Genomic DNA, 17,302 nt, shown 5'->3' on the forward strand with positions numbered 1-17,302 from the left:
AGAACTCGATCCCATGCGCGCTCGGTGCCGTGGGACTCGTGCGGAGTCCGTGCATAGCCCTGGGCTGCGGTGATGGTCTTGTCGTAGAGATCATGATCAGTCGGGCGGGCCGTCGACCACTCACGTCGCAACCACGCGATCAGCCACGGCATGTCCCGGGACCAGCTCGGATTCGCCAAGGAGCGCACGCGCAGATATCCCAGTTGATCCCACGATCGGCGGCTGTGCCACTTGCGTGAGTCTGCGGGCGGCAGACCAGGCGGTAGGTCCTTCACCGGACCCTTATTGCCTGGTGGCAGCACTTGGGACTACGGCATTACCGTTCGGGCAGTTTGTCGGGGTCCAGCGGTCGGCCGTCCCCGGGTTCCGCAGCCGCGGCCGGGTCCGTCCGAACTGGGAAAACGATGAACAAGTTCGGTCCTGTAGTGCCCACGGGCGGTTCGCCGGCCTCTGTGCTCCGGGTGAAACTCGCCTGCTCCACTCGCCGCCCCACGCGCGACGTTCGACGTGCTCGTGCGCAATCATCGGTCGGTAGCCGGTCCACCGCCGAAGCGGCCAGGGCACCAAGTCGGCCTCTGGAGGAATCCGTGAGCAACAGGACGACAGACGACACGCCCACCACCCTCACCGTCAGGCCGCTGGACAAGGACACGTGGCCCGCGTTCGCCCGACTGGTCGAGGCGAACAACGGCGTGTGGGGTGGCTGCTGGTGCATGGCCTTCCACGTCAAAGTCGGGAAGGGGCGCGCCCCCCAGCAGAACCGTGAGGAGAAAGAGCAACGCGTCCTCGAAGGCCACGCCCACGCCGCGCTCGTCTTCGGTGGCGATGACTGCGTGGGTTGGTGCCAATTCGGCTCCCCTGCCGAGCTGCCGGAGATCAAGAGCAAGCGGAAGTACGAGAAGGAGCTGGTGACGCTGCCGGACTGGCGCATCACCTGTTTCTTCACTGGGAAGGGGTTGCGCAAGCGCGGCGTTGCCCATGCCGCGCTCGGAGGGGCGCTGGCCGAGATCGCCCGCAGCGGCGGCGGCACGGTCGAGGGCTATCCCGAGGAGACCGATGACCGTGTCGTGTCGGGTTCCTTCCTGCACACAGGCCCGATGACTGTCTTCGAGAACCACGGCTTCACGCGTACCCGGCCGATCTCGCCGCATCGCTGGGTGGTCACCCGCAGCGTATCCCCGGCCTGAGCTTGCCCTATGTCTACCGGTCTCGAACGGACGGTGAACCGCCTTCGGCGATGCTGGATCCCAGGACCGAGCCGGCTCCTCTCGACTGTCGCCCGCACGGGCGCGCCGCAGTAGGGCGCCCGGCGCGACCCCGGACTCTGACGGCAGGCGGATCGGAATTCGATACGGGCTCAGCCAGGGGTGGTTCCGGGTGGGTGATGGGTGCCGCTGTTCAGCATGATGCGGGTCAGGCTCGCGCGGTTCGAGACGCCGAGTTTGCGATATGCCTGTCCGAGGTGGGTCTCGACGGTCCGCACACTGAGTACCAGGGTCGAGGCGATCTGGCCGTTCGTCATTCCCGTGCTGACCAGGCCGGCTATTTCTCGTTCCCGTGCGGTGAGTGACGCCAGTGCGTCGGGCACGTCCGGCTCTGCGGCGTGCGCGGCGAGGCTGCCGCGTTGATAGGTGACTGCTTCGGCCAGACGTGCGGAGCCGCATTGGTCCGCCAGGATTCCGGCGCGGTCCAGCCAGTTGGCCACCTCATGGGTACGCCCGACGTGCAGGGACAGCTCGGCGGCCGTGAGCAGCGTGCGGCAGACTTCTATGCGCTCGCCACTGGCGGAGAAGGCCGTGATCGCCTCCTTCGCGCTGCGCACCGCTTGCTCAGCTGCGCCGCTCAGGGCGTGGGCCCGCATGCGGGCACGCAGGGCGAATCCCTGTCGGCTGGTGGAGGGAAGCTGTTCGAGGCAGGTCTCGGCGAGTTGAGCCCAGTGGTCGACCGACGCGTGGTCGCCTTCGGCGAAGGCGGCCTGCGCCAAGGTGTCGCACCACCGCGGTTTGCGCCATGTGGTGAGCCTGGGCAGGTCAGTTCCGTCGGCGGCGTTCAGCAGGAGCCACCGGGCGCGTGCCGTGTCGCCGGTGAGCAGGACGAATTCGGCGTTGAAGCAACGTACGGTGACCGCCCACGCGGTCGGTGTGTCGCCGGCGATCGCCGCGGCGTGTTCGGCCAGCGCGACCGCGTCCTGTAGATCACCGGGGTCGCCTCGCCAGTAGAGGGTCTCGGCCCGCACCATCGCGATGATCGCCTCAGTGCTGGGGTTGCCGACCTGTTCGATATGGCGGGCGGTTTCGTCCAGGGTCGTCAGCGTGCGCCGCAGGTTCCCGGAACGCAGCTGGGTGTTCGCCAGCACGGTGAGAATCTGAGGCTGGATGTACGTCTGCCCCGTGCTCTTGGACAGGGCCGCGCCGCGCGTGAGGTGGCGTTCTGCGTCGAAGAGGAGTCCCAGCATCCCTTCCGTCATGCCCAGCTGGAACGCTGCCTCCAAGTTGGTCACGAGGGTGGCGTCGGAGGCGGCGTCGATGAGTTCGGCGGCTCTGGTCGTCGTTGCCCGCGCCGTCGCCTGGTCGCCGGTGAACAGGTGGGCGAGGGCGGACTGGGCCAGGGCGTTGGACTCACCGATGTCGTCATGGTGTCGGTGTGCGATGGCTGCGGCTGTTTCGGCATGCTTACGTGAAGTCTCGTAGTCCTGCAGGTCGTAGGCGTAGTCGGCCAGTTCGGTGTGCAGGGCGGCGGCAGTCGCGGTGTCGTGGTCGGCCAGCGCCGCGAGCCCCGCGCGGGCGATGGCTCCGGCTTCGGTGTAGCGCCCGAGCCGACGTTCGATCCTGCTGGAGTCGGCGAGCGTGGTCGCTTCGCTGGGTTGCCCGCCGGGCATGGCCGACCGCAGCGCATCGAGAAGTGCCCGGCCTTCGGAAGCGTTTCCGGTCAGCAATCGCGTACGAGCGAGCAGGACCTGCACTTCGTGCCAGTGAGCCTGGCCTTCCTGGAGCAGCGGCAGTGCGGCGTGCAGGTACTCCGCGGCCACGGCGGGCTTGGCGTAGAGCACGCCCCGAGTGGCGGCGATCAAGGTCATCAGGTGTTCGGGTCGGTTCGGGTCAGCGGCCCGGGCGACATGGTGGGCGCGTCGCGCGATCGGAGCCCCCTGCTCGGCCAGTGCCCTCTCGGCGCGCCGGTGCAGGGTGATGCGTCGGCTGAATTCGAGCTGCTGGTAGACGGCCTCTTCCACGGTCTGGTGCCGCAGCGCCAGTTGCGTCGTGGGCTCGGTCGGGCGTACCAGATCCAGGCGGATGAGCGTGTCCAGCGCAGTCATGGTCTCGCGTATTTCCAGGCCCGCGACCGCGGCCAGCAGTTCCGGGTGGAAGGGCTCGCCCAGGACCGCCGCGGCCTGGAGTGCTTTCAGGACATCGGGTTCGAGGCCGACCAGCTCGCCCAGGACTGCCGTCCCGGAATCGATGCTCCCGTGAGGAGCCGGGATCGCTTTGAGGTGCTGCTTGTTGGCCGTGGTCTCACGACGAACCTCATGGGCGTCCGGGTGGTCGTCGAGAACGTCCCGGGGGTGCTCCTGGGAGAGCGGTGCAAGGTGCCAGACCTCCAGCAGATCGGCGGACACGGCGCGGGAGAGCAATGCCGCGTGTGCGGGCGAGAGCCGACTCTGCCGGTAGGCCAGGAGACACAGCACGGGGCCGGCCGCGGTCGCCTCTATCAGCCTTTCCACGCCCTCGATCTGGTCGGCGGACAGCTGATGCAGGTCGTCGACGACCGCCACCACGGCGGCCGAACGCGTCGCGCGGGCCGCCACCCGGCCCACGCTCTCAGCGCTTGCTGTGGCAGTCGGAGGAGGTACGGTGCCCGCGCCACCGCCATGTGCCACGAGGACCGCGACCTCGACCTGCATGGCGCGGGCATACGCCGCCGCCGTCCCCATCAGCGTGCTCTTGCCGGTGCCCGATTCTCCGACCAGCGCGATCGCCCGCCCCGCTCCCTCCTTCAGACCCGTCAAGGCCGCCATCAGGGCCTCGACTTCGGCGTCCCGCCCGAGCAGGTGGCGAAACCCGAGCTCCACGCCGTAGGGCAAGGGTCCGACGCCACCGACCTCGGAAAGCACGAACCCGGAGGCACCGGCAGGGTGCGCGCCCTCCCGGCCTGCCGGCACAAGAACACCCTCGGGTAGCAGACCGCCGTTTCGCGGATCGTCAGCCATAAACGTGATCATAAACGTACCCTCCGACAAACGGAGCAAAGTCCTCTGCGCGTCAAGCCGACTGCTTGCCGGTGCGGATGACGCCCCCTCAGTTGTTCGTCCGGCGTCACTGCCGTCGCCTACCTGGCCCTGAAGTCCTAGCTCATACACCAGCCGCAAACTAGCCGGGTGATTACGCGCCCGCCGTCGTGGTGGCCTGTTCGTCGTGTTCCCGCAGCATCCGCATGACGGCGGCGGGCGAGGGGTGCTGGCCCTTCTTCGCGCCGGTGGTGATGACGAGCCGCTTGGCGATGTCGCGCAAGCTCATCTCCTGGTCGCGGAGGTGGAGGGCCATGGACAGCATGTCGTCGTCGGTGACGCCGGCACCGCCGATGGTCTTTCCGCGCTTGCGGGCGGACTCGTGGCCTTCGAGGGTGCGGTCGCGGATGTACTCGCGCTCCATGCCGGACATGGCCGCGAGCACGGTGAACACGATGCCGGACGGGTCGTGTGAGCCCTTCAGCTCTCCGGTCAGGAACTCCAGACCGACATCGCTCGCCTTCTGCTCCTCGGCGAGCATGGCGAGTTCGATGCCGCGGCCGAGGCGCTTGTGCTCGTGCACGACGAGGGTGATGGCGACACCGGAGGAGCGGATCTCCCCGGCGAGCTTTACGGCGGCCTCCAGCTCCGGTCGTTTGGTGGCGCGGGTGGAGACCTTCTCCGAGAAGACGCGGGTGACCCCGGCCTCGGCGAGGGAGTCGAGTTGCGCGTCGAGGGACTGCCGGGCGGTCGAGGCGCGGGCGTAGCCGAGGCGGACGTGTCCGACCCGTTCGGCGCCGACGCGTACGGGCCGGGGCATCTCGGTCCACACCGAGCCCGGTTTGCGTACGGCGGGGGTCGGCACACTCAGGGTCTTGGCGAATTGGGGCACAAGGCGGAAGCGGGCGGTGTCGTATTGGACGGCCAGCTTGCCCTTTCCGGTCCGGCAAGGGGACCCTGCGGGGGCGGCACATGTGGACATCGGGCAGTCGTGCGATTCCACACGCTTGAAGTCGTCGCTCACGACCCCGGACAGTTTCATGAGGGTGTTTCAGAAATCCACCCATTTGCAACAACTCATGAAACATGATCGCCGTAGGTGGACCGCCGAGTGATCGGGTGTTTCACGGGCGACCACCTATGAAACGCCGACCTCGAACTGGCGACATCGAGGTTGAGGTGTCCCGGACAGCGACTGGGACTGACAACGACCATGGACTGCGGGCGATCGGAGCGTTTGTTGTGCAGCAGGTTGGTCGCTGTGGCGGGGATGACGTTTGGCCGCAGGCATTCGCGAGCCCGGCTCGAATCGAGCGATCCGGGCCGGGCCAGGCCGCGACGGGTCTACGGGTCAGTGAGCCGTGTCGGCGAACATGCCGGGCTGATAGTCGCCGCCGCGCTGGCGGACGATGACGCCCATGCGGTTGGTGGCGTTGATCAGGGCGATGAGCATCACCAGGTCGGACAACTGGTCCTCGTCGTAGTGCTGGGCGGCGTTCGCCCATGCGTCGTCGGTGACGCCACCGGCGGCATCGGCGATGCGGGTGCCCTGTTCGGTCAGTTCCAGGGCGGCGCGCTCGGCGTCGGTGAAGACCGTGGACTCGCGCCAGGCCGCGACGAGGTTGATGCGGGTTGCGCTCTCTCCGGCGTGTGCGGCGTTCTTACTCCACACGTCGGTGGCGTAGCCGCAGCCGTTGATCTGGCTCGCGCGCAGCACCACCAGCTTCTGGGTCGCGGTCGGCAGCGCGGATTCCTCCAGGATCGTTTTGCTCGCCTTTCCGAAGTACCCGGCGGCCTTGGCAGTGGTCGTGGTCGGATTGCTGAAGAAGTTCAGACGGGCGGTCATGGCGTGCTCCTTGGTGTTGGTGGCATCAAGACCCCCCAAGGCTCGCGTCCTGTGACGCCCCTTCGGGATGACGTGGTCCGGATGCGTTACTCGGGTCGCCGGTCTCGTTGGGCGCCGGTCCGGCGCTATGAGGGGGCGATCAGGCTGTGTTGCAGCGGCGCGGGCGCTGCGCCCGGTGGGGCGCGGCTGCTCGGGGCGGTTTTGCTGCGGGTCACGGCGTGGTCTTGCGCGGGTCTGCGGTGATGAACAGGGCGGCCAGGACCGCGGTGCCGAGCATGATGCCCAGTGCCCAGGTCGCGGCGGTGGCGTAGCCGTGCACGGTGGCGCTCCGGAGGACGTCTGCGCCGTGGTGATCGGCCAGGTAGGTGCTGGTGGCGCTGGCCGCGATGGTGTTGAGCAGTGCGGTGCCGACCGAGGCGCCCGTCTGCTGGGCGGTGTTGACGGTCGCGGAGGCGATGCCGGCGTCGTGGGCGGCGACTCCGCTGGTGGCCGTCGCGACGGCGGGGCCGAACAATGTGCCGATGCCGAGTCCGAGGAATAGCTCGGCGGGCAGGATGCCGGCGGTGTAGGAGCTGTGCGGGGTGAGCTGGGTGAGGAGAGCGAGCGAGCCGGCCGCGCTGAGCAGTCCGGGCACGATCAGCAGCCGGGGCGGCAGCTTGGGGAGCAAACGGCCGGACAGCTGGGTCGCCGCCACCACGTTCATCGCGACCAGCGGGAGCATGGCGAGGCCGGTCCTGACCGCGGAGTAGCCCATCACGGACTGCAGTTGGTAGGTGAGGAAGAGGAAGACCCCGAACAGTCCGAGCGTGGCCAGCGCGACGGTGACGAAGGCCGCGCCCCGGTTGCGGTCGGTCAGGATCCGCAGCGGAAGGAGAGGAGCACCTAACCTGGCTTGTGCGATCCCGAACGTCAGGAGCAGGACGGCGCCCAGGGCCAGGCAGAGGAGGACCCAGGGTGTGTGCCATCCGTGCTCGCCGGCTTCGGAGAACCCGTAGACCAGAGCGACGATGCCGCCGCAGCCGGTGAGCGCTCCGATGACGTCGATCCGGGCGTCGGTGCGTCCGGGCGGATCGGGCAGTGCGGCGATGGCGCCGAGCGCGGCCAGCAGGGCGATGGGAATGTTGACGTACATGCACCAGCGCCAGTCGAGGTAGCTGGTGATCAGCCCGCCGCCGACCAGGCCGATTCCGCCGCCCGCGGTCAGCACTCCGCTGTAGATCCCGATGGCCCTGGCCCGTTCGGCCGGTCCGGGGAACACCGCCATCAGCAGCGCGAGGGTCGAGGGGGCCAGCAGTGCCGCGAAGACGCCCTGTCCGGCACGGGCGGCGACCAGCGTCCAGCCGGAATGCGCCATCCCACCGAGCCCGGAGGCGACGGCGAAGCCGAGGATGCCGACGAGCAGGGTGCGTTTGCGGCCCAGCCGGTCGGCGATGCGGCCGCCGAGGAGGAGCAGCCCCCCGAAGGTCAGGGTGTAGGCCGTGATGACCCACTGCCGACTCGCGTCGGACATGGCCAGATCCTGCTGGGCGGTGGGCAGCGCGATGGTCACGATGGTCGTGTCCAGCACGATCATCAGCTGGGCGATCGCGATGACCATCAACCCCCACCAGCGGCGCGCATGCAGCCGGGCCGGATCGGCACTCCACCTGCTCTTCGCGCTCTTCGCCTTCTTGCCTGTTGTGCTCAGCATGGTGAACCCCCTTGGTGAAGACGTGCATCAGCACTCGCATTCATTACCTGCCGACAGGTAAAGTTAGCGACGGGGCGAAGCTAGCCCATTGCTTGCCGATCGGCAAGTGATGGAGGTAGTCGGGCCCCTTGCGAGCCCGCCCACGGGCTGGCTGAGACGCAGCGATGAGGGGACTTCCATGGCAGGCCGCCGCACCGACACCCGTAAGCGCGCCCAGCGCGTAGCTCTTCAGCTCTTCAGTGAGCATGGGTACGAGGGCACCTCGCTGCGCATGATCGCGGAGCGGCTGGACATCACCAAGGCGGCCCTCTACTACCACTACAAGTCGAAGGAGGAGATCCTCGCCGCCGTACTGGCCGACTTCTCCGCCGCGGTCGCCGAACTCGCCGACTGGGGCAAGCAGCAGCCCGCAGGACCCGAGACCCGGCGCGAACTCCTGCGCCGTTACGCCGAGCTGACAGCCGGTGGCATCACGGCCGTGGCCCGCTTCGCGCAGGACAACGCACCGGCGCTGCGCAACCAGCCGCTCGCGGCTGAGGTGCAGCAGCACGTCATGACGCTCTTCGAGCTTCTGGCCGGGCCCGGCGCGCTGTCCGGTGACGGTGACCCGGCCGCATCGCTGCGTGTCCGCCTGGCCATCACTGCACTGCATCTGGCCGGCGACGACGCCGATCGAGCGGACCACGGAGGCCCGGAGCTGATCGATGCGGCGCTCGGCATCGCCTGCGACTTGATCGATCCACCCGCTCCCCAGCGGGCGGCCTAGTACCGCAGTTGCGGTGCTCCGCCCGTCCTGGTCAACGACCTGACCGCGATTCTGTCGGCTGAAGGATCTTGATGCCGACAGAGTCCGCCGCACCACGAGGGCGGGGCACGGCGGTGGCCGGTCCCAGGTCGAGGCGCTTGTCCATGTCCAGGCGGAAGGTGCCGTACGGGTTGACGTTGGACCAGAACAGCGCGGTCAGGCCGCGCCGGTCCTCGTCGCTGAGCTTCTTGGCCCAGACCTGTTCGGCCAGGACCTGCTGCACCAGCAGGGTGTTGACGTGCACGAGCGCGGACTGGAGCAGGTGCAGGGCGAGCATGCTGGTCTCGGCGTGCTCCTTGTCCGGGCCGGTCAGGGCGCCGTCCTTGCCGTAGTGGAGCACTGTGTTCGCGCTGTTCCAGTTCTCGACGACCTGGAGGCCGCCGTGGATCTCTCGGCGCAGGCCGGGGCTGGCGAGGCAGTCGCAGGCGAAGACCGTGCGCACGGCCCGTCCGAGTTCTTCGAGGACCTGGTAGGTGGGGTGCTTGGGGCCACCCCGGGTGAAGCGCCGCAGCACCTGCTCGGCCTGCGCCGTTCCGAGCCGGAGCGCGGTGGCGTACTTCACCATTTGGTCGTACTGCTGCTCGAAGCGCCGGGCGCGGGCCAGCCGGGCGGGGTGTCGTCCGGGCGGTACAGGCGGATGCTGCCGATGTTCTTCAACCGCGGCAGCAGACGGAAATTGAGCAGTTCGGTGAAGGCGAACCCGACCACGCTCGCACCGTGCGTATCGACGTAGTTCGCCTTGATCTCGGCATCCGTACAGTGCCGCCGCCTGATCGTACGTGGAGAGGTGACCGTCTCCGGGTGCGATGGACGGCTGTGGCCACGGTGTGCATCATCACTACGACGGAAGAAGGCCCGCCACCCGGGTCGAGATCGAGGGCCCGTTCGTGTTCCGCAGTGCCGACGGGTGGGGTGCCGGTGACTTCCAGGAGTGTTGAGAGATCACGTTGTCGACTGACCAGGAGCAGTCGGGGCGGAGAGTTGCTGCACCGCTTGCTGCCAGGCGTGCTGCACGGCAGCGTGCAGGCGCGCGGTGGCGCTGGGGAGGTCGCCTGTGAGGTGGATGGGGTCGGCCAGGTGGACGTGCAGGGCTGGGCGGCGCAGCGGCGCGGTGAGCAGGCCACCGATCTGCTTCGGCACGCTGCCGGAGATGACCCGGCGGGCCCCGGCATGTCCCAGCGGGACGACGGGGGCGCCGGTGGCGAGCGCGAGGCGGGCGACGCCGGTTCGGAAGGATGCGGGAGCGCGGTCGGCGGAGTCTCGACGCCGGGGGATGCGGCCTTCTGGGTAGATCACCACGACCCGGCCGGCGGCGAGCGCCTGGGACGCGAGGTCGAGCGCTGCGGCTGCGTGACGGCTCCCGCGATGCACTGGTATGTGGCCCTCCCGGGTGAGGAAGCGGCCCAGGACGGGAACTCTCCACAGTCCGGCGGCGGCCAGGACGACGGGCTCGGCACCCAGTCCGCGCAGCGCCGTAAGGACGACTCCGGGATCGATCAGCGCGGTGTGGTTGGGTGCTACGACGCTGCCGGGGGCGATGGCGCTGACCGGGCCGGTGGTCACGGTCAGCCGGCCGAGGACGGGGACCACGGTGCGGGCGACGGCGGTGAGCACGAGCTGTCACCCCTTCGGTGTCTCGAAAGCCGGATGCTGCCTGCCTGGCGTGAAAGTGATCGCCAGCCTGACACCCGAGATCCCGCGCCGCATGAGTACGTGTACTCACGGACCGGTGGTCTTCTACGTGCCTGGTCGCGCAGGCGCCGACGGTGCTCATGCTGCTGATGAGCGTGCTGCCCGTCGCCGCCCTGCTGTCGTCCTGCCACGATCGGGCACCAGGCACGCGACGGTGCATCCACTCCTCGGTTGTGTGTCGCCGCTCGGGCGTTCACCGGCCGCGGCGAACGCAGGGCGTTGCCGTTGCGCGGCGGGGTCGGCCATCGGGGCGGCGAGCAAGAGCGCGCGGGTGTAGTGGTGGGCGGGCTCGTGGGTCACCAGGCGGGCAGGCCCAGCTTCCATGATCTGCCCTGGGTGCGAACCATGACGTTGTGTCAGATGTGACGTACAGCGGACAAGTCGTGCGAGATGGACAGGTAGCTGACCTCGTGTCCGTCCTGGACCTGGGCCTTGACCGACATTGGCCCCCGAAAGGCCGGTCATGGCCAGGTGGATCGTGGCTTCTGAGCGGCGGGGATGGGTTCGTAGTCGCGGACCAAGCGGCGGTGCGGTACGAGCCGACCGTAAGAGCGTTCCACGGCCCAGCGCTTCGGGATCGGGGGCCTAGAGAAGTCCAAGGGCGTCGATGGTCGGTGGCGTGCCGGTCCGTTGCTCGCGGGTCAGGTGCAGAGGAGTGCGTGAGTGCCCCCCCCGCTGCGTGACCGCCGGTCCGGTCGGCATCGACGGCAGATGGGCACGGCACCCCGCTGAGCTTGCGTGACGCCGCGCCTGACGCTCCATCGGAGGAAGCGCTTCGACGGACAGCCTTCCGAACATGATGCAGTTTCCACACGGATCAGTCCGTTCTCTCCGCCGCCGGGTTGCGCTAGGCTCCCGCAACGTGTCGAAGCGCTTCGACGATGACGCTTTCGACGTAGCGGGCAGGCCTTTCGACTCAATGGAGAGTTCTATGCCGAGTTCAGCCGGTTTCACTCGTCGCCAGGTCATGACGACCTCCGCGGCCCTCGCCGTCGCGGCGCTGTCCACCCCGACGGCCGCCCAGGCCGCTGCCCGGCCCACCGGTTCCGCCGCGTCGGCGTCCGCGCTGGACGTGGTCGCAGACATGCAGCCCGGCTGGAATCTGGGCAACAGCTTCGAGGCCATCGGCGCCGACGAGACGGCGTGGGGCAACCCGCGGGTGACCCAGGCGTTCCTCCGCAGTGTGAAGGCGCAGGGCTTCAAGAGCATCCGGATCCCCGTCACCTGGGGCCAGCACGAGGGACCGGCTCCGGCCTACACCCTCGACCCCGCGTTCCTGGCCAGGCTCAAGCAGGTGGTCGACTGGGCGCTGGCCGACGGCTTTTACGTTCTGATCAACATGCACGGCGACGCGTGGCAGTGGGTGCCGAACATGCCGGCCCAGCATGACGCGGTCCTGGCTCAGTACACGGCAACCTGGCAGCAGATCGCGGCCACCTTCCGGGACGAGTCGTGCCGACTGCTCTTCGAGAGCATCAACGAGCCCTTCTTCAATGGCAGTTCCGGCGACGCGCAGAACGCCGTTCTGATGAACGAGCTCAACACGACCTTCCACTCCGTCGTGCGCGCGACCGGCGGAAACAATGCCGACCGGCTGCTTGTCATGCCGACCCTGGGGGACACCCCGGATCAGGCCAAGATCGACACCCTCCTCGCCACCTTCGCCGCGCTCGACGACCCGAACGTCGTGGCCTCGATCCACTACTACAGCTTCTGGCCCTTCAGCGTGAACCTCGCCGGCTACACGACCTTCAACGCGGCCACCCAGAAAGACCTGACCGACACGTTCGACCTGCTGCACAGGTCCTTCGTGGCCAAGGGAATCCCGGTCGTCGTCGGCGAGTACGGGCTGCTCGGCTGGGACTCCGGCCCCGGCACGGTCGAACAGGGCGAGACGCTCAAATACCTCGAGTATCTCGGTTACTACGCGCGCTACCGGGGCCTGACCACGATGCTGTGGGACAACGGCAGTCGGTTCAACCGCCGTACCCTGCAGTGGAACGACCCTAGCCTCTACGCGCAGATACGTTCCAGCTGGACCGGGCGCTCCGGCACCGCGTCCACCGACCAGCTCTTCGTGCCCAAGGGCAAGACCCCGACGGACGCGACGATCACGCTGAACCTCAACGGGACCAGGCTGACGAGGATCGACGTCGGCACCCGCCCGCTGGTCCGGGGCGTCGACTACACCGTCAGCGGCAGCACTTTGACGATCGCGGCGGCGACGCTCGCCCGGCTGACCGCGTCGCAGGAGCACGGCACGAACGCCGTCCTGTCCCTCCGGTTCACGGAGGGAATCCCCTGGGCCGTCAACGTCATCACCTATGACAAGCCGGTCCTGACGAGCGCGACGGGTACGACGACCTCGCTGGTGATACCCACCGCGTTCAACGGCGACAAGCTGGCGACCACGGAAGCCGTCTACGCCGACGGCAGTCCCGCCGGTCCGCAGTCCTGGACGACGTACAAGCAGTTCAACGTGGCCTTCACGGTGGACTACACCGCAGACACGATCATTTTGCCGACCGCGTTCTTCAACGAGGTCACCGACGGCGCCCCCGTGACCCTCACCTTCCACTTCTGGAGCGGGGCGATCCTGACGTACACGGTGACCAGGTCCGGAACCGCGGTCACGGGCACCTCCGCCTGAAACGGGTCGATGGCCGGCATCGGCTGGGCCGATCCCGCTGGGCCGGTGATCAGCTCCCACGTGGCGCGCCGTGCCGCGATGTCCCCCACTGCCGCTGGTGTCGCGTCCACCATCGCGCCGGCCTTCGGGGCCGGCGCGACGGCGATTTGGGTGTCCAAGCTGAGGGCCATGGCCTTTTCCCTCGGTGGGGGTGGGGCGTCAGCCGGCGGACGGGACGACGATGACCTTGCCGTGCACCGCGCCCTCTGCGGCACGGGCGTGCAGCGCGGGCAGTTCGGCCAGGGGCACCCGCTCGGCGACGGCGACGTGCAGTTCACCGCGGTCGGTCAGTGCTGCCAGTTGCGCCAGTTGGTCGGCGTCGCTGCGGACGAACAGGTCGATGCCGCGTACGCCGCGCTCTTCGTCGCTGGGTGCGGGCATCCACACGGTCGTGTTGACCAGGGCCCCGCCCGGGCGGACGAGGGTGACGAGCGCGGCCAGTTCGGCCGGGTCGACCGGGGCGAGGTTGAGCGCGAGGTCGACCGGTTCCGTCACCGCCGCGGTCACGCTGGTGGTGGTGTGGTCGATGACCTCATCGGCGCCGGCGGAGGTGACCGCCTCGTTGCTGCGCGGGCCGGCCGTGGCGATGACGTGGGCGCCGGCGTTCTTGGCCAGTTGCACGGCGTAGCCGCCGACCGCTCCGCCGGCGCCGTTGATCAGCACGCGTTGCCCGGCCGTGAGCTTGCCGTGGTCGAACAGCGCCTGGTAAGCGGTGAGGCCCACCAGGGGCAGTGCGGCGGCGTCAGGCAGCGGGACGCTCTTGGGAGCCGGCGTCAGGACCTCCGCCGGTGCGAGGACATACTCCGCGGCGGCGCCGTTGCCGTCCATCGGCAGGAAGCCGATGACGTCGTCGCCGACCGCTATGCCGTCCACGCCCTCGCCCAGCGCGTCGACGGTGCCGGCGACGTCGATGCCTGGGGTGTGAGGCAGTTCCACCGGGATGGGGCCGCGCATGAAGCCGCCGCGGATGTTGCCGTCGACGGGGTTGAACGACGTCGCGGCGACGCGGATCCGAACCTCACCCGCCCCGGGGACGGGCTGCTCCACGTCCTCGTGGCGCAGGACGTCGGGGGTGCCGTACTCGTGGAAACGTACTGCCTTCATTTCGGTTCTCACCTTCACTGCGATCCAAGTTGCTTCGAATTCGAAGTAACTGTTGAGGACTGTACATCTGCTTCGAATTCGAAGCAAGTGCTGTCGGTCACTGCCGGGGCGAGCGCATCGCCGCAGCGAGTTCCGCGGCGGCTTGGTCGACACAGGCGCGCAGCCGCGCCGCGTCACTGCGGGCCGCGGCCTGCCAGTCGGCGGGGCCGGCGATGACGACCGTGGGCACGGGGTCGGCGTGCACGTCGGTCAGGCGCCTGCGTATCACCTGCGCGAGGTCGGGTGGCTGCCGGCGGGTGCTGCTGTCGAGCGCCAGCAGCACCGGCATGCCGCACAGGACCGCGTCCCCGAGGACGGTGAGGAACGAGTCGAACACCTCGCCCGGGGATGTGCCGAGCACCGGGGTCGCCGCCACCAGCCCGTCGGCCGCCCCGACCGCCGTGATCGCCTCGCGCAGGTCGAGGCTGGCGCGGCCGCGGGAGGAGTGCTGGGCGAGATCGGCCGTCAGCCGGTGCAGCTCCAGCACCTCCACCTCGGCGCGCGCGCCGCCGGCCGCCAGTGACCGGCACACAGCCTCCGCGACCCAGTCCGCGAGCCGGCGAGTCGGACTCGGACGGCCCACACCTGCGCTCACGACGGCCAAGGACACCGGGCTCCAAGCGGCGGTGCTCATCGTGGCATCGTGGTCATGGCTTATTCCCTGCGGCCGGCCTGCGGTGCCGTCACCGGGGAGGGCCGAGGACGACGTTGCCGGACAGTTCCGCGGCCTCGGCGAGCAGCCGCGCGGGGATCTCGAAGCCCTCCGGGCGCGGTTCCCGAAGGTCACGGCCCGCGTGGCGGAACATCTTCTCCAGTCCCCCGGGAGTCGAGATGAGCAGCAGGTCCGCCTTCTCGGAGGTGATGCGGTAGCCGTGCGGGAGGCGCCGGGGCAGGAAGACGACGCCGCCCTCCCGCAACTCGTGCTCCTCGTCGCCGGCCCACACCAGAGCCGAACCGGACAGGAGCAGGAAGACCTCGTCCTCGTTGTTGTGCACATGGAACGGCGGGGCCTCGCCCTTACTGGCGTCGAAGCGGCCGACGGTCAGTTGCCCACCGGTCGCCTCGGCGTCCAGCAGGACGCTGAAGACGCTCCCGCCGATCCACTCGAGCTGCTGGTGGTCCTCACGCTGTGCGAGGTAGGGGATGGTCATGGCCGGTCCTCGGGATCCGTGGGCGGCGGCGCCGTCCTCCTGTCCGTAACCCTGCGCCGCACCACTGTCCGATCTCCACAGTCCGCGATGCTCAGCCGGGTCCAACGCTGCCCACACCTGGCGCTCACGAGGTCACGACACCGGGGCTGACGAGCCCCTCGCGTCCACCCGGTCCACCCGCCAGGGATGGCGCCGGAGTTCGCGGAGAAGTTCAGTTCCAGCCCCGCCTGGGATGGCTGGAAACGGAACACCGCACGGCACCACACGGCACGCCACGCTCTTCGAATTCGAAGCAGTAGACTCCTGTCATGCCTGATTCACCGCCGTCGCTCGACCCCGTGCAGCTCGGCGCCTACTTCGACCTCGTCGAGGTGACCAGCCTGCTCCGGCATGCGGTCGAGCAGCAGCTACGCGAGACCGGTGATCTCAGTTACGTGCAGTTCCAGCTCCTGGCCCGCCTCGGGGACTCGCCGACGGGCAGCCACCGCATGACCGACCTGGCCGACGGCGTCGTCTACAGCCGCAGCGGCCTGACGTACCAGGTGAGTCTGCTCGAGAAGGAGGGTCTGGTCGTCCGCGCTCCCTCGTCGGACGACGAGCGGAGCATCACCGTCACCCTCACGGATGCCGGACGTGAGCTGCTCGCGAAGGTGCTGCCAGGTCACATCGAGGTGGTCAGCGGCCTCCTGTTCGAACCGCTTTCGCGCGGCGACGTCAAGGCCCTCGCCGGCCTCCTGGCGCCGGTGCGCGAGCACATGCGCTCGACGCCGCCCCGCTCGGCCGCATCTCGCCGCCGCCGCAAGGGCGGAGCGTAGGGACTCGACAGGCGTCAGAGCCGCAGCGGATCAGGACTCGGCAGGGCGCCAGGCAGCCCGCAGCCGATTTTGAACGGGAACGGGAACGAGGGGCGGATGCAGGTCGAGTCATCAGGCCGATCGGCGTGCGAACTGTGCCGGTGTCGCTCGGTACTGCTTCTTGAATGCGCGGATGAAGTGGCTGCTGTCGGTGAAGTGCCAGCGCGCGGCGGCCTCGGAGACGCTGAGGCGTGATTCGGGGGCGGTGAGCGCCGCGGCCGCTTCCTCCAGACGCCGACGGCGGATGTAGGCACTGAACGACTCGTCGAGACTCGCGAAGGCCCGCTGCAGGGTGCGCACCGAGACGTGCAGGTGCGTGGCGATCGTGGCCGGCGATAACTCGGCGTCGGTGAGCCGGACATCTGCCAGATCCATGGCCGCCTGCGCCAGCGCCGGGATGAAGGCGGGCTCGCGGTCGTCGAAATGGTCGAGGACCAGTCCCTTGGCCAGTTCGAGCAGGGCGTTGCGGGCCGCGTGCACGCCCGCCGGGCCGAGGTCGCTCACGGTTCGCTGGACCATGGTGGTGTGTGCCATGAGGATCTGCGCCGCGGGCGAGGTGGCCCGGCCGGTGCGTGGTTTCCGGGCGACCAGGGACCGCAGGACGTCACCGGGGAAGATGAAGATGCGCCTGCCGATCTCGGGCGTGGTGTGGAAGTGGTTCTCCGTCACGACGTGGTGCATGAAGTAGGTGCCGGCCGAGATGTGGGCGTCACCGCCCTGGTCGTGCGCGTCCCGCAGGGTCGTCACACCTCGCAGCCCGACGTACAGCCTGATGTGGTCGTGCTCGTGCGTACCGACCGCCTCGGTGCGCACGGATGAGGAGCCCCAGAGTTCGTTGACGACCGTGTCGTGCAGGGTCACCGAGCGCATGGTTCCCCGGAAGCCGTCGACCGTGGAAGCGCTGAACTCCGGCAGGGGATACAGGTCGCCCATACGGACGTTCCAGGTGTCGACGAACAACTCCCACGTTCCCCGCCGCCCCGTACCGGTGGAGTCGACGTCGATGGCGAACGCGCCCACCTTGGCGCTCGGTCTGCTGCTCATCTGCCCTCCGCACGGATGGAGTTGTCGCCGGGATCCCATCTCGTGTCGCAAAAGTACACGCTTTCTTCGCACGCCCGTTCCTACTCTTGGCTACGCCACGGCCGTCGACGATCTTCCGCCCGCGAGTGCCGCCACCGGGCTGCCGCCATGCGGGCCGGCGTCGCCG

At 68.9% G+C, this 17,302-nt stretch carries 16 protein-coding genes and 1 pseudogene; 4 read left to right on the forward strand and 13 right to left on the reverse strand.

Features of this window, described 5'->3' with window-relative positions; all coding sequences use genetic code 11:
* Positions 1-587 precede the first annotated feature (587 nt).
* Positions 588-1,187 carry a GNAT family N-acetyltransferase gene (locus tag ABZT06_RS42630; RefSeq protein ID WP_355753440.1) on the forward strand — a complete coding sequence of 200 codons (600 nt, stop codon included), beginning with the start codon at positions 588-590 and terminating at the stop codon, positions 1,185-1,187.
* A 170-nt stretch (positions 1,188-1,357) separates the two neighbouring features.
* Here the strand turns inward: ABZT06_RS42630 and ABZT06_RS42635 are convergent, their stop codons facing one another.
* From ABZT06_RS42635 to ABZT06_RS42650, 4 genes are all read right to left on the reverse strand, one after another.
* On the reverse strand, positions 1,358-4,354 hold the full coding sequence (locus ABZT06_RS42635) for a LuxR C-terminal-related transcriptional regulator (RefSeq protein ID WP_355753555.1): 2,997 nt from the start codon (positions 4,352-4,354) through the stop codon (positions 1,358-1,360).
* A 22-nt stretch (positions 4,355-4,376) separates the two neighbouring features.
* Positions 4,377-5,204, reverse strand: coding sequence for a recombinase family protein (locus ABZT06_RS42640; RefSeq protein ID WP_355753442.1), 828 nt, complete (start codon positions 5,202-5,204; stop codon positions 4,377-4,379).
* A gap of 369 nt (positions 5,205-5,573) precedes the next feature.
* Positions 5,574-6,068 carry a carboxymuconolactone decarboxylase family protein gene (locus tag ABZT06_RS42645; RefSeq protein ID WP_355753445.1) on the reverse strand — a complete coding sequence of 165 codons (495 nt, stop codon included), beginning with the start codon at positions 6,066-6,068 and terminating at the stop codon, positions 5,574-5,576.
* A 211-nt stretch (positions 6,069-6,279) separates the two neighbouring features.
* Entirely contained in the window at positions 6,280-7,758 is a 1,479-nt protein-coding gene (locus ABZT06_RS42650; RefSeq protein ID WP_355753448.1) for an MFS transporter, read from the reverse strand.
* Between the two features lie 178 nt (positions 7,759-7,936).
* On the opposite strand from ABZT06_RS42650, the gene ABZT06_RS42655 reads away from it, so the two are divergent.
* Positions 7,937-8,524 (forward strand): helix-turn-helix domain-containing protein, encoded by a 588-nt coding sequence (locus ABZT06_RS42655; protein ID WP_355753451.1) that lies wholly within the window; start codon positions 7,937-7,939, stop codon positions 8,522-8,524.
* A 31-nt stretch (positions 8,525-8,555) separates the two neighbouring features.
* Here ABZT06_RS42655 and ABZT06_RS42660 read toward each other — a convergent pair whose 3' ends face one another.
* The 5 genes and pseudogenes from ABZT06_RS42660 to ABZT06_RS42680 all read right to left on the reverse strand — a co-directional run.
* Positions 8,556-9,128 carry a Tn3 family transposase gene (locus tag ABZT06_RS42660; RefSeq protein WP_355753453.1) on the reverse strand — a complete coding sequence of 191 codons (573 nt, stop codon included), beginning with the start codon at positions 9,126-9,128 and terminating at the stop codon, positions 8,556-8,558.
* Positions 9,122-9,271: a Tn3 family transposase gene (locus ABZT06_RS42665; RefSeq protein ID WP_355753456.1), complete on the reverse strand. Its 150-nt coding sequence runs from the start codon at positions 9,269-9,271 to the stop codon at positions 9,122-9,124. The genes ABZT06_RS42660 and ABZT06_RS42665 overlap by 7 nt, the downstream gene beginning before the upstream one ends.
* 234 nt (positions 9,272-9,505) lie before the next feature.
* Positions 9,506-10,177, reverse strand: coding sequence for a lysophospholipid acyltransferase family protein (locus ABZT06_RS42670; protein WP_355753458.1), 672 nt, complete (start codon positions 10,175-10,177; stop codon positions 9,506-9,508).
* Between the two features lie 156 nt (positions 10,178-10,333).
* Positions 10,334-10,720 (reverse strand): hypothetical protein, encoded by a 387-nt coding sequence (locus ABZT06_RS42675; RefSeq protein WP_355753556.1) that lies wholly within the window; start codon positions 10,718-10,720, stop codon positions 10,334-10,336.
* Positions 10,718-10,836: pseudogene (locus ABZT06_RS42680) on the reverse strand (IS5/IS1182 family transposase); the annotation flags it as partial. The pseudogene ABZT06_RS42680 and the gene ABZT06_RS42675, both read right to left, overlap by 3 nt.
* A gap of 350 nt (positions 10,837-11,186) precedes the next feature.
* On the opposite strand from ABZT06_RS42680, the gene ABZT06_RS42685 reads away from it, so the two are divergent.
* Positions 11,187-12,905: a cellulase family glycosylhydrolase gene (locus ABZT06_RS42685; RefSeq protein ID WP_355753460.1), complete on the forward strand. Its 1,719-nt coding sequence runs from the start codon at positions 11,187-11,189 to the stop codon at positions 12,903-12,905.
* 198 nt (positions 12,906-13,103) lie between these two features.
* Here ABZT06_RS42685 and ABZT06_RS42690 read toward each other — a convergent pair whose 3' ends face one another.
* From ABZT06_RS42690 to ABZT06_RS42700, 3 genes are all read right to left on the reverse strand, one after another.
* The gene (locus tag ABZT06_RS42690) at positions 13,104-14,048 is read right to left on the reverse strand and encodes an NADP-dependent oxidoreductase (protein WP_355753463.1); all 945 of its coding nucleotides are present in this window, start codon (positions 14,046-14,048) and stop codon (positions 13,104-13,106) included.
* Between the two features lie 97 nt (positions 14,049-14,145).
* Positions 14,146-14,721: an NAD(P)H-dependent oxidoreductase gene (locus ABZT06_RS42695; RefSeq protein ID WP_355753466.1), complete on the reverse strand. Its 576-nt coding sequence runs from the start codon at positions 14,719-14,721 to the stop codon at positions 14,146-14,148.
* Between the two features lie 49 nt (positions 14,722-14,770).
* Positions 14,771-15,238, reverse strand: coding sequence for a cupin domain-containing protein (locus ABZT06_RS42700; RefSeq protein WP_355753468.1), 468 nt, complete (start codon positions 15,236-15,238; stop codon positions 14,771-14,773).
* A gap of 308 nt (positions 15,239-15,546) precedes the next feature.
* On the opposite strand from ABZT06_RS42700, the gene ABZT06_RS42705 reads away from it, so the two are divergent.
* On the forward strand, positions 15,547-16,053 hold the full coding sequence (locus ABZT06_RS42705) for a MarR family transcriptional regulator (RefSeq protein ID WP_355753470.1): 507 nt from the start codon (positions 15,547-15,549) through the stop codon (positions 16,051-16,053).
* 111 nt (positions 16,054-16,164) lie between these two features.
* Here the strand turns inward: ABZT06_RS42705 and ABZT06_RS42710 are convergent, their stop codons facing one another.
* Positions 16,165-17,136: a helix-turn-helix domain-containing protein gene (locus ABZT06_RS42710; protein WP_355753472.1), complete on the reverse strand. Its 972-nt coding sequence runs from the start codon at positions 17,134-17,136 to the stop codon at positions 16,165-16,167.
* Positions 17,137-17,302: the final 166 nt, after the last annotated feature.

The sequence above is a fragment of the Streptomyces sp. NPDC005483 genome, assembly GCF_040606035.1.
GTDB lineage: Bacteria > Actinomycetota > Actinomycetes > Streptomycetales > Streptomycetaceae > Streptomyces.